This is a genomic window from Cupriavidus sp. Agwp_2 (assembly GCF_040784895.1).
Taxonomy (GTDB): Bacteria; Pseudomonadota; Gammaproteobacteria; order Burkholderiales; family Burkholderiaceae; genus Cupriavidus.
The window spans coordinates 593,882-608,149 of sequence record NZ_CP088084.1; the positions used below are offsets into that span (position 1 = coordinate 593,882).

A 14,268-nucleotide genomic window follows, 5' to 3' on the forward strand; every position below is an offset into this window, starting at 1 on the left:
GAATTTCTACATGAAGCAGACATTGCAGCTTGCGCTGGTGCTGGGCACGGTATCGTCGCTTGCCGTCGCGGCGCCTGCCGCCAGCGACCGCGTCTACACGGCGGACCAGAACAGCAACACCGTCTCGGTCATCGACCCCGGCACCAATACGCTGCTGGGCCAGATCCGCCTTGGCAATGCACGGCCCGATATCCTTTCGCCGCTCTACAAGGGCGAGATCAACGTGCACGGCCTGGGCTTCTCGCCGGATCACAAGACGCTGCTCGTGGTCTCCAATGGCTCGAACTCGGCAACGTTCATCGATACCGCCACGAACCGGGTCAAGGGCATCGCCTATATCGGCCGCTCGCCGCACGAGGGCTTCTTTACCGCGGATGGCAAGGAAGCCTGGGTGGTCGTGCGCGGCGAGGACTATATCTCGGTGATCGACCCGGCCAGCTACAAGGAAATCCGCCGCATCCCGACCGCACCGGGGCCCGGCATGGTGCTGTTCCATCCCGATGGCAAGCTTGCCTTCGTGGTTTCCAGCTTTACGCCCGAGGTCGATGTGATCGATGTCGCCACGCACCAGGTCGTCCGGCGCATTCCCGTGGCCAGCCCGTTTTCGCCCTTCCTGCAGTTCACCCCGGATTTCAGCGAAGTGTGGATGACGCACAAGGACGTCGGCAAGGTCACCCGCATCGACACGCAAAGCCTCCAGGTCAAGGGGGTGATCGACACCGGCTTTATCACCAATCACCTCGGCTTTGCCAGGACCGCGCGCGGCACGCTCGCCTACGTGACGGTCGGCGGCGAGAACGCGGTCAAGGTCTACACGACCGACGCCAGCCCGCGGCTGCTCGCGACGATCCCCGTCGGCGCGCTGCCGCATGGCATCTGGCCGTCCGACGACGGTAGCAGGATGTACGTGGGCCTTGAGAACGGCGACGGTGTCGACGTGATCGATACCGCCACCGACCGCGTGATCGCGCGCACCCCGGTGGGACAGGCACCGCAGGCCCTGGTCTATGTTTCCAACGCCGTACCGGCCGGCGACGGCAAGGCCAATCTCACGCCGCGTGCAAACAGCGATCCCATCAACATTCCGCTGAAGGCGACCGGTGCCGCCGGGCGCGGCTTTGTGGTGGCGCGCAACCTCGGCCTGGTCGATGCGCTGGAAGTGTTCCTCTACCAGCTCAAGCCGCAGACGGTCTATGACGTCTACGTGTCGGGACAACGGACTCCGGTTGCAAGCTTCAGGACCAATGCAGCAGGCGCGGCCAATGGCACCGCCATCGGGCCAATGCGCGAGGCGGTGTCGGCGCTGTCCGGGAAGAAGCCGGCCGCCGCCACGCTGCTGGTGGTCGAGGGTAACGCGCCCCCGACCGCCACACGTGCCGTGCTGACCAGCACGCAGTAGGTTGCGCTTCAGCGGCCCCGGCTTCAACTGCCCCGATATGTGCCGAAGCTCCATGGCGAACACAGCAGCGGCACGTGGTAGTGCTGCGCGGCGTCCGCAATGGTGAAGCGCACGGGCACGATGTCGGAGAAGATGTCCGGCGTCTTGAAGTAGTCCGCCACCCGGAAACGCAGTTCGAAATCGCCGGTGCGCGCCTGGGTGGGGGGAAGCATGGGCGTGTCGGTGCGGCCGTCCTTGTTGGTCCGCGCCTTTGCGATCAGCTTCGGGGGCTGCGTGCCGACGTCGAACAGTTCGATCTGCATGCCGGCAATCGGTTTGCCAAGCGATACGTCGAGTACGTGAGTGCTGATGCCTGCCATGATCTGTCTCCTTTCAATGCAACGCCGGCATCAGCTGCCGCGGTAGTAGTTGTAGCTCCACGGCCCGAACAGCACGGGCAGGTGGATGCGCTGGCTGGCGTCCGTCACGCGCAAGCGCAGCGGGATCTTCGACAGGAACAGCGGCTGCGGCAGGTTGGCCTTGCGGGCCGCGAAATATTCGTCCACGTGCAGCACCAGTTCGTAGGTGCCGGTGCGGTAGGTGTCGCCGATCAGCAGCGGCGGTTCGCTGCGGCCGTTGGCGGCCAGCGTGACCGTCTGCAGCAAGCGTGGCGGGCCTTCGTCGACGCGGTACATGTCCACGCGCATGCCGGAGGCAGGCGTGCCGTGCCAGGTGTCGAGCGCGTGCATGGTCAGCCGGGGGCTGAGGCCGCCCTGCTGCACCGGACCTGAAGTCTGGTTAGGGGCCGCTGCCGGTGCCGGGCTGGCGGCCAATGCGTTGCCAGCCAGCAGCGCACTGCCTCCCAGCGTGATCGATTGCAGGCCGAAGCGGCGGCGGGCGGCGTTGAAGCCGGGATCGTGGTCGTCGTGCATGTCAGGCCTCGCGCTTGTGATGGAGGCGGCGGATGCCGAACAGGACCAGCACCGCAGCCAGGATTTCGATGGCGGCCACCAGGTACAGGCCGCTGCTGACCGTGCCGGTCGCGGTCTTGATCAGGCCCATCACATAGGGCGCGCCAAAGCCGGCCAGGTTGGAGACGGAATTGATCAGGGCCACGCCCACCGCGGCGGCGCTGCCCGCCAGGTAGCGGTTGGGCAGTTGCCAGAACACGGGGATCGCGCTCATGGTGCCGACCAGCGCGGCGGTCATGGCCAGCAAGGTGATCACCGGCGACAGCGCCTGCACGCCCAGCAGCACGGCCAGCGCGGCCATTGCTGCACCGCCGACCAGCGCGGCGCCGCTGAAGTGCCAGCGCACCTCGTTGCGGCGGTCAGAGTGGGCACCGTTGACGATCATGCCGACAGCGCCGCAGAGGTAGGCCACCGCCGCGATCCAGCCCACCGCCATCGGCGTGGTGAAGCCGACTTCCTTGATGATGGTCGGGATCCAGAAGGTCAGCGTGGAGTTGGCGCACAGCAGGCAGAAGAAGATGGCGATCAGCAGCCACACCTTGCGGTTGGTGAACAGCGTACGCCAGTCGTGCCCACGCTCGCCCATGGTGGCGTTGTCGCGCTTCAGGGCATCGAGCACCACGCGCTTCTCGTTGTCGGTCAGCCAGTTGGCCTGCTCCGGCTTGTCGGTCATGTAGAACCACGCGAAGATGCCGGCCAGCACGGAAGGAATGCCTTCCAGGATGAACAGCCATTGCCAGCCGTGCATGCCGTGCACGCCGCCCATCGAGGTCATGATCCAGCCGGCCAGCGGGCCGCCAAGCACACCTGCGATGGCCGACGCCGACATGAAGGTGCCGAAGGCGCGGGCGCGCCGCTCGGACGGATACCAGTAGGTCAGGTAAAGGATCACGCCGGGATAGAAGCCCGCCTCGAATGCGCCCAGCAGGAAGCGCAGGATATAGAACTGCGTCGGCGTGGTGACATAGGTCTGCAGCATGCAGATCACGCCCCAGCAGATGGTGATGCGCATGATCGTCTTCTTGGCGCCGATCTTCTGCAGCAGCATGTTCGACGGCACTTCGAAGAAGAAGTAGCCGAGGAAGAAGATGCCGGCACCCAGGCCGTAGACCGCCTCGCTGAAGCGCAGCGAATCCAGCATCTGCAGCTTGGCGAAGCCGATGTTGACGCGGTCCAGCCACGCGAGCACCCACAGCACGCCAAGGAATGGCAGCAGGCGCCACGACACTTTGCGAAAGACGCTGGCTTCCGCATCGTCCGCCGTGCCGGCGAACAGCGGAACGCCCTGTTTTGTGATGGACATGGAGTCTCCTGTCTTGTCGGTTTGTGTTTTGCAGCCGATGCCCCGGGGATGGTGCGGCGGCTGGATTGGGTGCAAGTATAGGAACGGGCCCGGAATGCGGAACGGGGGGGCTGGTATAGGCCCTATATCAGCTTGGATATGGGTCGGAATGCCTTGTCTGGCGCGGGTTTCGGGGCTATTGACGGGCGCGTTGGCAGACCTATGGATTACCCTAGTGGGCTGGCTTTTCCGCGCTCGCACGGCGTCCGTTGGCGATGGCACCCCGGCCGCGTGCGGGTTCGACCGCGTTGCCGTGCGGTGCGCAAAAGGCTACAAATCCGCCATGGGCAGCAAGCAATGCGCACCGGTTGCGCCGCCTGCTGCCCACGCCGACTTACCGACCAGATGCCCGAGACTCCGCATGATCCGCGCCGACGACCCCTTCGATACCTACCTGCTGCGCGTGCTGTGCATCCTGATTGCCGAGCAGAGCGTCTCGCGCACCGCCATCCGCCTGAACCAGTCGCAGCCCGCCATCAGCTCGGCGCTCAAGCGGCTGCGCGCCATCTTCAACGACCCGCTGCTCACGCGCGAGAAGAACGTCATGGTGCCGACCGAGCGCGCCCTGCAGCTCGCCCGCAACGCGCAGGCGGCACTCAGCGCGCTGGACAACCTGCTGGTATCGGACGACCGCTTCGATCCCGCCACCACCGAGCAGAGCTTTACGGTAGCCATGCCCGACTACCTGGCGCCGCCCTTCTTTGCCCACGTCGTGCGGGAATTCCGGCGCATGGCGCCCCACGCGCGGCTGGCGGCGATTCCGCTGAGCGCTACGTTCGACTACGAGCAGGCGCTGTCGGAGGGCACCATCGATATCGTGATCGGCAACTGGCCCAATCCGCCGGAGCACCTGCACCTGTCGGTTTTGCTGGAAGACGAGGTGGTCTGCATGGTGGCACCCGACAGCGTGCATAACCAGCCGGGCAAGTTCACCGCGCAGTCCTACCTGGGCGCGGCGCATATCGTGCCCACGCCCTACTCGCGCGACCAGCGCGGGCTGGTGGACACGGGCCTCAGCACGATGCGCGTGCACCGGGACAACCGCATCAGCTGCCCTTACTTCAACCTGGCGCCGAGCCTGATCCCGGGCACGGACCTGATCCTGACCACGGGCCGTCACTTTGCCAACTATCACGCGCAGCATGTGCCGGTGGCGGTGCTCAAGCCGCCAATCGAGTTTCCGTTCATGCGCTTTTACCAGCTCTGGCATCCCGCGCGCCACCGCTCGGCTTCGCATGCGTGGCTGCGCGGCATGCTCACGTCCGCATCACAGGCGCTGCGGGACCTGCGCGACCTGGACCCTGCCGCGCGCGCGTAGTGGTGTCCATAGCGGTATCCACAGCGGTATCCATAGCGGTATCGGATTCTGTTATGCGTCTTATATGGCCGCGCCCCTCGCCGCGGCCATGCCCGCTTCCTATACTCGGCCCGTATTCGGTTTCCATGCCTGGCCTGCGCGTCGGGCCTAACGGGAGAGCAGTCCATGTCACAGTCACTCGATCTGGCGCCGGTCAACGCGCTGGACCAGTCCGGCTTTATGCACGCGTTCGGCAGCGTGTTTGAACATTTTCCGCTGGCGGCCGAGCGCGCTTGGGCGCAGCGGCCCTTTGCATCGGCCAATGCGCTGCATGATGCGATGATGGATGTCATCCGCAAGCTGGATGCGAAATCCCAGTGCGATTTCCTGAACCTGCATCCGATGCTGTCCGCCGGCAATATCCGCGCTGGCACCATGACCGCGGATTCCAATGCCGAACAGAAGAGCGCAGGGCTGGACGCGATGTCGGCGCAGCAGGAAGCCACGCTCGATCGCATGAATGCCGCCTACCTAGCGCGGCACGGCTTTCCCTTCATCATCTGCGTGCGGCACTACACGCGCGAAGGCATCTTTGCAGCGCTGGAGCGGCGTATCGACCGCAGCACGCAGCAGGAACTGGATGAGGCGCTGGCGCAGATCGGCGCGATCACGCGTGGCAGGCTCCAGGCACGGCTCAGCGCGCTGGCCTGAAAAAATGCCATGACGGATGCCCGACGCCGGTCGGGCATCCGGACAGCGCGGCCGGTGCACAAGACGCCGCGCATCAGGGCGTTCAGCGCTGCGCGGCGCGGCTTTGCGCCATCCATGCCTCGAATGTGGTCTTGCCCAGCCACGCCTCACCCTCTGGCACCAGCGTATCGTCCTTGAGCGCGGCCCCGAAATACCGGGCTTTGGGATCGGTCACTACCTTGCGGGAATCGGCAGTGGCGTCGAGATAGCGCTGCACCAGCTCGTCCATGCGGCATCGTTCCGGCCCGGCAATGTCGACCATGCCATTCACTGGCGCGGCCAGCGCACGGTCCGCAACCGCCTCGGCAACATCGTCCGACGCAATGGGCTGGATCAGCGCGGCGGACAAGCGCACGGAATCGCCGTCCGCCCCGGACTGGACGATTCCGCCCAGGAACTCGAGGAACTGCGTGGACCGGACGACGGTATAGGGAATGCCGGCCTCCCGGATCAGCCCTTCCTGGGCAATTTTTGCACGGAAGTAACCGCTCTCCGACAGCTTGTCGGTGCCCACCACCGACAGCGCAACATGGTGCCCGACACCCGCGGCCTTCTCGGCGGCCGCGAGATTGCGCCCGGATGTCTTGAAAAAATTCAGCACGGCCTCGTCCTCGAACGAGGGTGAATTGGCGACATCCACGACCACCTTCGCACCCGCCAGGGCCTCGGCGAGGCCTTCGCCGGTCAGCGCGTTCACACCCGTCTGCGGCGACGCGGCAACCACCTCATGGCCTTTCGCCTTCAGCCGCGCCACGACCTTGCTGCCGATCAGTCCGGTACCACCGATTACGACAATCTTCATCATGCACCTCGATTTTTCGAACAGTTTGGGACGACCCCGCTGGAATCCTAGGTGACTGGAGGCGGGAGGCGGTAGGCCCCGGTGGAGCGCATCGTGTTGCCGGGCTGGCAACAATGCGAGCGGTGCCCCTGTCAGCGCGCGCAGGCTGCGCCAAGCTAACGCCAGCGCCAACCTTGATAAATCAACTTATTGACCTAGTAAAGGCGAAATAGGCACATATTTACCGTAATTACCCTAGTTTTTGCCGATTCAATAAGTAATGATCTTGACGTATAACCTCGCTTCAACCATATTCCGTCCAGCCCAGGCCGGGGGCCGGTTCAGAGGGCCTCGCCGCTTGTTGAGCGTTCAAAAGAAGATTGGTGAAGGAGACATACGATGCAGCACATTGATGTACAAAAGCTGGCCGATGACGCCCGCTTTAACCGATTCCATGCGCGCGTGCTGGCCTGGTGCCTGCTGGTAATCATCATCGACGGCTACGACATCGCCGTCGCAGGCGCCGCCCTGCCGTCGATCATGAAGGAGATGGGCGTCACGGCATCGACGGCCGGCTTCATGGCGAGCTCCGCGCTGTTCGGCATGATGTTCGGCGCCATCTTCCTGGGCGCCCTTTCCGACAAGATCGGCCGCCGCTGGACCATCTCGCTGTGCGTATTCCTGTTCAGCGTATTCACCGCTGCCGCGGGCCTGACCAACGATCCGGTCTCGTTCAGCGTGATGCGGTTTATCGCCGGCCTTGGCATCGGCGGCGTCATGCCGAACATCGTCGCGCAGATGACGGAGTACTCGCCGCGCAAGATCCGCAGCTTCATGACCACGGTGATGTTTTCCGGCTATGCCATTGGCGGCATCCTGGCCGCGGTGATCGGCAAGCAGTTCATTGCCGGTTTTGGCTGGCAGATCGTGTTCTTCGCCGCCGGCGTGCCGGTGCTGCTGATCCCGTTCATCCTGAAGACGATGCCGGAGTCGCTGTCGTTCCTGGTGTCGCGCCAGAACGAAAAGGACCTGCGCGCCCTCGCGCAGCGCATCGATCCGCAACTGCGGCTGGGTGCCGGCGCTACCTTCCGCTTGCCGCAGCAGGACCGTGCAACCGGCGTGCCGGTGGCCCGCCTGTTCCAGGACGGGCGTGGCTTCAGCACGATCATGTTCTGGATCGCCTTCTTCACCGGCCTGTTCATGGTCTATGCGCTCAGCACCTGGCTGACCAAGCTGATGGCGATGTCGGGCTACAGCCTGGGCTCGGCGCTCAGCTTCGTGATCGCGCTGAACGTGGGCGCGGTGGTCGGAGCGATTGGCGGCGGCTGGCTGGCCGACCGCTTCCATATCAAGTGGGTGCTGGTGGTGATGTACGCGCTCGGCGCCGCGTTCCTGTACCTGATGACGTTCAAGACCTCGACCGAGATGCTCTACCTGCTGATCGGCGCGGTAGGGGCCTGCACCACCGGCGCGCAGATCGTCGCGTATGCGTATAGCGGCCAGTTTTATCCGGTGTCGATCCGTTCGACGGGCGTGGGCATGGCCTCTGGCATCGGACGCCTGGGTGCCATCGCGGCGCCGGTACTGATCGGGCTGATCGTTTCGCTGCAGTTGCCGCTGGCGCAGAACTTCCTGGTCATCGGCGCGGCGGGCATCGTGGGCGCGCTGGCACTGGCGTGCATCAACCACAGGCTGTCGGCATCCGCGCAGCATGCCGATGAGGCGGCAAGCCCGGCGCCGGCATCGGTGATGCCGGCCGTGGCTGAAGCGCGCAGCTAAGGGAGTCTTGCTGGCGGGCGGCGCCTCGGTGCGCCGCTGGAAACAGATGGAACAGATGGCGGGCCCGGCACGATGCCGGGGCCCGCCATTTTTTTTGAGGTCAGTCGACGGCGTCGACGATAAAGCGCCGGGTGATGGTAGCGCCGGCCCGCACGCGCCGATGCCGCACCGCCCAGACCACCGCGCGCATGGCCTTGCCGCCATGGGACTCGACCATGCTGGTACACCGCTCCAGGGCCGCGTCGTCCGGGAAATAGCGAAGCTCGGCGGCGCTGCCCAGGATCACGGCGATATCCAGCGCGGATTGCTGCCGCATGGCCAGCGTCAGCAGGCGGCTGAGGCGGCGGGTCACCGCGTTGGCGTCGCCGGGCCATTGGCGCCTGGCCTCGGCCTGGATTGTGCGGGCCGCGGCGCGGATGTGATGGAGCATGTCGGCGATGCCCATTTCCGGCTGTGTAGTCCGTTGGGGTCGCACGGCTTGTGCCACTTCCATGATTTGTGTCCCAGCGCGCCGGAGAACCGACCGCTCAGCGGCCGAGGAAGCGCGACGGACGCTTTACGACGAAGGCGGCGATGCCTTCGCTCGCGCCGGCAGTCCGGGCCGTCTGCACGAACAGATCCGCTTGCGCCCGCAGGCCGGCGGGGCGGTCGATGGTCAGGACGGCGGCATCGCGGGCGTGGTGGAGCGTGATGGTCATGGCTGAACTTTTATGGCAGGCGTCCGGGAGATACTAGGCACGCCGCGTGTGTACGTCAATATCATTACTTATCTTTACCTATGAATCCGCCACAATGGCTAAATATGCTGCTTACATCGAGAAATAATGATCAAGATCCTTGCTCAAATGCAGTAAAAGTTGGCTTTGATACACATCCCTGCGAGCCCTGCTGCAGCCCCCCGCGCCCACCCCACCCTTCACCCCGCGCACGTGTGTGCTCCGCGCCGCCTTAGAATAGGCACACCCATGGCAAGCCCCAGGGCGGCCAGTGTCGATCCCACACCATGACCAAACCCGATTCAACCTACGACCCATCCGACGTCTCCGTCCATAACCGGCTGTTCTTCCGGCTGTTCCAGGCTGGCAATACGCTGGACCGGCAGACGAGCAAGTCGCTCGGCATCACCACCGTGCAATGGTCGGTGCTCGGGGCGCTGTCGCGGCCGCAGGTGCCGGAAGGCATGTCATTCTCGGAGTTGACGGAATACCTGGTGGTGAGCCGGCAGAGCCTCGATGGCGTACTCAAGCGGCTGGAGCGGGAAAAGCATGTCCAACGCGTCGCCGACACGGTGGACCGCCGCGCCAAGAAGGTCGTGCTGACGCCGAAGGGGCGCGAGTTCTGGAACGGCCTGCAACCGCGGATCTATGAGTTCTACCGCCAGGCATTGGCGAGTTTCCGCTTTGATGACAAGGTTTCGCTGGTGCATTTCCTGAACCAGCTCAATGCCGGCCTGGCCGGCGTCCACATGGACGCGGACCCGGGCGTGCAGGCGCCGGAGGAACCGGTACGTTCCGCGCAGGACTGACCGCGGCCACAGCGCTCGACACGGGCGGCACGGCCACGCCGAAGGGGCCGCCCAAGCCTTCCCGGGTATGACAAAATATGCCACGACCCGGCCCGCCCCCGCTTCCGGCCGGACCGTCTTACCGGCCCTGCAACATTGACCCAGTTCACCGCCACCGTCCCCATTTCGCTGGTCAACGGCTTCCTGTCCGGTGCCGATCCGGCCGCCATGGCGCGGCTGGCGGAGCGTGCGGGGATCCCGGGCGGCCTGTTGCAGGCGCCGGCTGCCCGCGTGACCGAGGAACAGTTTTCCACGCTCTACCGCGAACTCGCCATGGAACTGGACGACGAGATGCCGGGCATCTTCAGCCGGCCGCTGCGCAACGGCACGCTCAAGTACCTGTGCCTGAGCTTGCTGGATGCCCCGCGGCTGGAGGTGGCGCTGCGCCGCTTCGGCCAGTTCTTCCACCTGATCCTGGACGATTTCCGGCTTGAATCCGGGCGTGATGACGGCTTCGGCGATGTCATGCTACGGGCCGACCCGGCCGGCCCCGGCGTCAGCGCGCTGGGCTGCGAGCTGATGCTCAAGCTGGTCCACGGGGTCGCGTCATGGCTGATCGGCAGGCGCATTCCGCTGGTCAGGGTGGAGTTCGATTTCCCGCGGCCGCCGCGCGCCAGCGATTCCCTGTACCTGTTTCCCGGCCCGGTGCAGTTTGGCGGCCGCCAGACGCTGCTCAGGTTCGACGAAGCCTACCTGGACATGCCGGTCCGCCGGCGCAAGGCCGACCTGCAGAAATTCCTGGCGCGCGCGCCCGAAGACTGGATCTTCGTCGCGTTCGCCGACCAGATGGTGTGCCACCATGTGCGCCAGTACCTGGCCGACTGCCTGCCGGCGACGCCGACCATCGAGGCGGTGGCGCAGGACCTGCACTTCTCCGTCCGCACGCTGTGCCGCCGGCTCACCGCCGAGGGCACCACCTTCCAGGCCATCAAGGACGAGGTGCGCCGGGACATCGCCATCCAGCGGCTGACGCGCACCACGGACGCCATCGCGGCAATCGCCTTCGATATCGGCTTCGACAACCCCACCGCCTTTCATCGCGCCTTCCGCAACTGGACCGGCAGCACGCCCAAGGCCTACCGGACCATGCCCGCGCACGCCTGACAAATGCTGCCACCCGGTGGCGGCAGCGGCCGGCCAGTGGGGCATCCCCGCGCGCCGGTTTGTGCAGGGCGGCAGGTTTCGTCAATGAATGGGCAGCATTGGGTAACCGCGCCCGGCGCTTCCGGCGGTACGATCTCATATCGGCCCGCGTTGCGGCCAGGCGCCATGCCTTGCGCGCCACCCCAAACAAGCTTACAGACGTACAGACAGGAGACATCCATGACCTACCGTGCCCCGCTCAAAGACATGTTGTTCGTGATGAACGAGCTCGCAGGTCTTGAAGCTGTCAGCGGCCTGCCCGGCTTCGAGGAAGCCACGCCGGAAACGGCCGGGGCCGTGCTCGACGAAGCCGCCAAGTTCAACGAACAGGTGTTGACGCCGCTCAACCGTACCGGCGACCTGGATCCGAGCAGCTGGAAGGATGGCGTGGTCACCACGACACCCGGCTTCAAGGACGCCTTCCGCCAGTTCGGCGAAGGCGGCTGGCAGGGCGTGCTGCATCCGCAGGAGTTTGGCGGCCAGGGCCTGCCCAAGCTGATCTCCACCGCCTGTATCGAAATGCTGAACAGCGCCAACCTCTCGTTCGCGCTGTGCCCGCTGCTGACCGACGGCGCCATCGAAGCCCTGCTGACCGCCGGCTCGGACGAACAGAAGGCCGCCTTCCTGCCCAAGCTGATCAATGGCGAGTGGACCGGCACCATGAACCTGACCGAGCCGCAGGCGGGCTCGGACCTGGCCGCCGTGCGCACCCGCGCCGAGCCGCAGGGCGACGGCACCTACAAGGTTTTCGGCACCAAGATCTTCATCACCTACGGCGAGCACGACATGGCGAAGAACATCGTCCATCTGGTGCTGGCCCGTACGCCCGATGCGCCCGAGGGCGTCAAGGGCATCTCGCTGTTCATCGTGCCCAAGTTCCTGGTCAATGCCGACGGCAGCCTGGGCGAGCGCAACGACGTGCAGTGCGTGTCGATCGAGCACAAGCTCGGCATCAAGGCCAGCCCGACCGCCGTGCTGCAGTTCGGCGACCACGGCGGCGCCATCGGTACGCTGGTGGGTGAAGAGAACCGCGGCCTGGAGTACATGTTCATCATGATGAACTCGGCCCGCTTCGCGGTCGGCATGCAGGGCGTCGCGGTGTCCGAGCGTGCCTACCAGCAGGCCGTGGGATATGCGCGCGAGCGCGTGCAAAGCCGCCCGGTCGACGGCTCGGCGCGCGAGGCCGTCACCATCATCCACCACCCCGACGTCAAGCGCATGCTGATGACGATGCGCGCGCTGACCGAAGGCGCCCGCGCCGTCGCCTATGTGGCCGCGGCCGCCAGCGACACTGCGCACCAGCATCCCGACGAAGCCGTGCGCAAGCAGAACCAGGCGTTCTATGAATTCCTGGTGCCGGTGGTCAAGGGCTGGAGCACCGAACTGTCGATCGACGTCACCAGCCTCGGCGTGCAGGTGCACGGCGGCATGGGCTTCATCGAGGAAACCGGCGCGGCGCAGCACTACCGCGACGCCCGCATCCTGCCGATCTACGAAGGCACCACGGCCATCCAGGCCAACGACCTGGTCGGCCGCAAGACCGTGCGTGACGGCGGCGCCGTGGCGCGCGCGATCTGCGCGCAGATCGCCGAGACCGAGGCCGCGCTGGGCCGGCATGGCGGCGCGGCCTTCACCGCGGTCCAGGCGCAGCTGGCCAATGGCCGCGCGGCGCTGGAAGCGGTGGTCGAGTTTGTGGTGGCCAATGCCAAGTCGGACCCGAATGCCGTGTTCGCCGGCAGCGTGCCGTACCTGAAGCTTTGCGGCATCGTGTTCTCGGGCTGGCAGCTGGGCCGGGCGATGCTGGCCGCGGATGCGAAGCGGGCCGAGGATCCGGGCTTCCACGACGCCAAGATCGCCACCGCGCATTTCTTCGCACAGCACATCCTGTCGCAGGCAACGGCGCTGCGCGATGCTGTCGTTGGCGGTGCTGCGCCGGTCAATGCGCTGACGGCCGAGCAGTTCTGACGGCGCCCGGGCGCGCAGCAGACAAGGGCGGCCTTCGGGCCGCCCTTTTTTCTGGCAGCGACTGGCGGTTGTGTACCTAGCGTTTTGCCGCCAGCGCGGCGTCCAGCACCGTCAGGATGTGATACGCCGCTTCCACCCGCGCCGGCACCGGCATGTTCTTGTTGCCGAGCATCACCAGCCCGATGCGTTTGGCCGGCACGAACACGACGTAGGCGCCAAACCCGTTGGTCGACCCGGTCTTGTTGACCAGCACATCGGCGCTTTGTGCCTGCGGCGGCTCCAGCCTGTCGACCTTGTTGGCCTCGAATACCACCTGCGGCGAGCTGCCCGCGAGGATGGCGCTGACCGGCGTCGGATAGGCATACATCTCCCATCCCAGCCCCTGCACCATGCTGCCGACCTTGAAGTAGCCGGTACGCGCGGTGGCGATGGCGCGCTGCATCTTGTCGTCAAGCCCCGCCGGCGACAGGTTGGCCTCGACGAAGCGGATCATGTCGGCCGACGTCGTCTTCACGCCGTAGGCTTCGGAATCCAGTACGCCCGGCGTCACGCGGGTCGGCTTGTCGTCCTTGGTGTAACCCCATGCGTAGTCCGCCATCAACGGCTTCGGCACCCGGATATAGGTACGTTTCAGGCCGAACGCCGGAAACAGGGTCTTCTCCATCAGGTCATCGAACGGCTCGCCCAGGCTGCGCGCGGCGAGGTAGCCGAACAGGCCGATGCTGGGGTTCGAGTAACGTCGATGGGTTCCAGCCGCGTAGGCGGGTTGCCAGGCCCTGAAGTAATCGACCATTGCCTGCGGATTGTTGACCGCCTCGGGAAACTGCAGCGGCAGGCCGCCGGCCGCGTAGGTGCCAAGGTCCAGCAGGCTGGTCGTGCCCAGGGCGCTGCCGGCAAGCGCCGGCAGGTACTTGCCGGCGGGATCCGACAGCGACATGGCACCGCGCGCCTGCGCATAGCCCGCCAGCGTCGCCGTGAAGGTCTTGCTGACCGAGCCGATCTCGAACAGGGTCGACTCGGTGACGGGCTTGCCGCCCCGCTTCGCGGTCACGCCATAGTTGAAGAAATACTGCTTGCCGCCGGCCGTCACCGCGATGGCCATGCCCGGTATGTTGTGCGCCTTCATCATCGGCGCGATCGCCTCGTTGACGGCGCGTTCGAGCTGGCGCGGGTCGGCCTTGTCGGCGGCGTACGTGGCCGGCGTGCACAGCAGGCCGGCGGCGGCAAGCGCCGCGAGGCGCGTGGGGGCAAGGATCTTCATGTCAGGCAGTGGAAGGAGTGTCGGCAAACCGCGAGGA

At 65.7% G+C, this 14,268-nt stretch carries 14 protein-coding genes; 7 read left to right on the forward strand and 7 right to left on the reverse strand.

The genetic code is table 11. The features are described 5' to 3' along the window. The first annotated feature begins 10 nt into the window (after window positions 1-10). A complete protein-coding gene (locus LPA45_RS20470) occupies window positions 11-1,399 on the forward strand; it encodes a hypothetical protein (RefSeq protein WP_317924878.1) in 1,389 nt (462 codons plus the stop codon). A gap of 23 nt (window positions 1,400-1,422) precedes the next feature. Here the strand turns inward: LPA45_RS20470 and uraH are convergent, their stop codons facing one another. From uraH to LPA45_RS20485, 3 genes are read right to left on the reverse strand one after another with little or no spacing between them, the layout of a single operon-like run. Continuing rightward, window positions 1,423-1,758 carry a hydroxyisourate hydrolase gene (gene uraH / locus LPA45_RS20475; RefSeq protein WP_116322122.1) on the reverse strand — a complete coding sequence of 112 codons (336 nt, stop codon included), beginning with the start codon at window positions 1,756-1,758 and terminating at the stop codon, window positions 1,423-1,425. A 30-nt stretch (window positions 1,759-1,788) separates the two neighbouring features. Then, window positions 1,789-2,310, reverse strand: a complete 522-nt coding sequence (locus tag LPA45_RS20480; protein WP_116322123.1) for a hydroxyisourate hydrolase — start codon at window positions 2,308-2,310, stop codon at window positions 1,789-1,791. 1 nt (window position 2,311) lies between these two features. After that, complete coding sequence (locus LPA45_RS20485; protein ID WP_116322124.1) at window positions 2,312-3,652, reverse strand: MFS transporter; 1,341 nt, start codon at window positions 3,650-3,652, stop codon at window positions 2,312-2,314. Window positions 3,653-4,052: 400 nt separating this feature from the next. On the opposite strand from LPA45_RS20485, the gene LPA45_RS20490 reads away from it, so the two are divergent. Together LPA45_RS20490 and uraD are read left to right on the forward strand one after the other, a co-directional pair. Further along, window positions 4,053-5,009, forward strand: coding sequence for a LysR family transcriptional regulator (locus tag LPA45_RS20490; protein ID WP_116322125.1), 957 nt, complete (start codon window positions 4,053-4,055; stop codon window positions 5,007-5,009). A 165-nt stretch (window positions 5,010-5,174) separates the two neighbouring features. Then, window positions 5,175-5,699 carry a 2-oxo-4-hydroxy-4-carboxy-5-ureidoimidazoline decarboxylase gene (gene uraD, locus LPA45_RS20495; RefSeq protein ID WP_116322126.1) on the forward strand — a complete coding sequence of 175 codons (525 nt, stop codon included), beginning with the start codon at window positions 5,175-5,177 and terminating at the stop codon, window positions 5,697-5,699. Between the two features lie 82 nt (window positions 5,700-5,781). On the opposite strand, the gene LPA45_RS20500 is transcribed toward uraD, so the two are convergent. Further along, complete coding sequence (locus tag LPA45_RS20500) at window positions 5,782-6,540, reverse strand: SDR family oxidoreductase (RefSeq protein ID WP_116322201.1); 759 nt, start codon at window positions 6,538-6,540, stop codon at window positions 5,782-5,784. 378 nt (window positions 6,541-6,918) lie between these two features. On the opposite strand from LPA45_RS20500, the gene LPA45_RS20505 reads away from it, so the two are divergent. Beyond that, a complete protein-coding gene (locus tag LPA45_RS20505) occupies window positions 6,919-8,298 on the forward strand; it encodes an MFS transporter (RefSeq protein WP_116322127.1) in 1,380 nt (459 codons plus the stop codon). 100 nt (window positions 8,299-8,398) lie between these two features. On the opposite strand, the gene LPA45_RS20510 is transcribed toward LPA45_RS20505, so the two are convergent. Then, window positions 8,399-8,791 (reverse strand): hypothetical protein, encoded by a 393-nt coding sequence (locus LPA45_RS20510; RefSeq protein ID WP_147316279.1) that lies wholly within the window; start codon window positions 8,789-8,791, stop codon window positions 8,399-8,401. A gap of 34 nt (window positions 8,792-8,825) precedes the next feature. After that, window positions 8,826-8,996, reverse strand: a complete 171-nt coding sequence (locus LPA45_RS20515; protein WP_158577722.1) for a hypothetical protein — start codon at window positions 8,994-8,996, stop codon at window positions 8,826-8,828. 305 nt (window positions 8,997-9,301) lie between these two features. Between LPA45_RS20515 and LPA45_RS20520 the strand changes: the two genes are divergently transcribed. From LPA45_RS20520 to LPA45_RS20530, 3 genes are all read left to right on the forward strand, one after another. Beyond that, window positions 9,302-9,823 carry a MarR family winged helix-turn-helix transcriptional regulator gene (locus LPA45_RS20520; protein WP_116322129.1) on the forward strand — a complete coding sequence of 174 codons (522 nt, stop codon included), beginning with the start codon at window positions 9,302-9,304 and terminating at the stop codon, window positions 9,821-9,823. Window positions 9,824-10,030: 207 nt separating this feature from the next. Continuing rightward, entirely contained in the window at window positions 10,031-10,966 is a 936-nt protein-coding gene (locus LPA45_RS20525) for an AraC family transcriptional regulator (RefSeq protein ID WP_116322202.1), read from the forward strand. A 219-nt stretch (window positions 10,967-11,185) separates the two neighbouring features. Further along, window positions 11,186-12,970 carry an acyl-CoA dehydrogenase gene (locus tag LPA45_RS20530; protein ID WP_116322130.1) on the forward strand — a complete coding sequence of 595 codons (1,785 nt, stop codon included), beginning with the start codon at window positions 11,186-11,188 and terminating at the stop codon, window positions 12,968-12,970. A gap of 76 nt (window positions 12,971-13,046) precedes the next feature. Here LPA45_RS20530 and ampC read toward each other — a convergent pair whose 3' ends face one another. Continuing rightward, window positions 13,047-14,231: a class C beta-lactamase gene (ampC, locus tag LPA45_RS20535; RefSeq protein ID WP_317924884.1), complete on the reverse strand. Its 1,185-nt coding sequence runs from the start codon at window positions 14,229-14,231 to the stop codon at window positions 13,047-13,049. Window positions 14,232-14,268 lie beyond the last annotated feature (37 nt).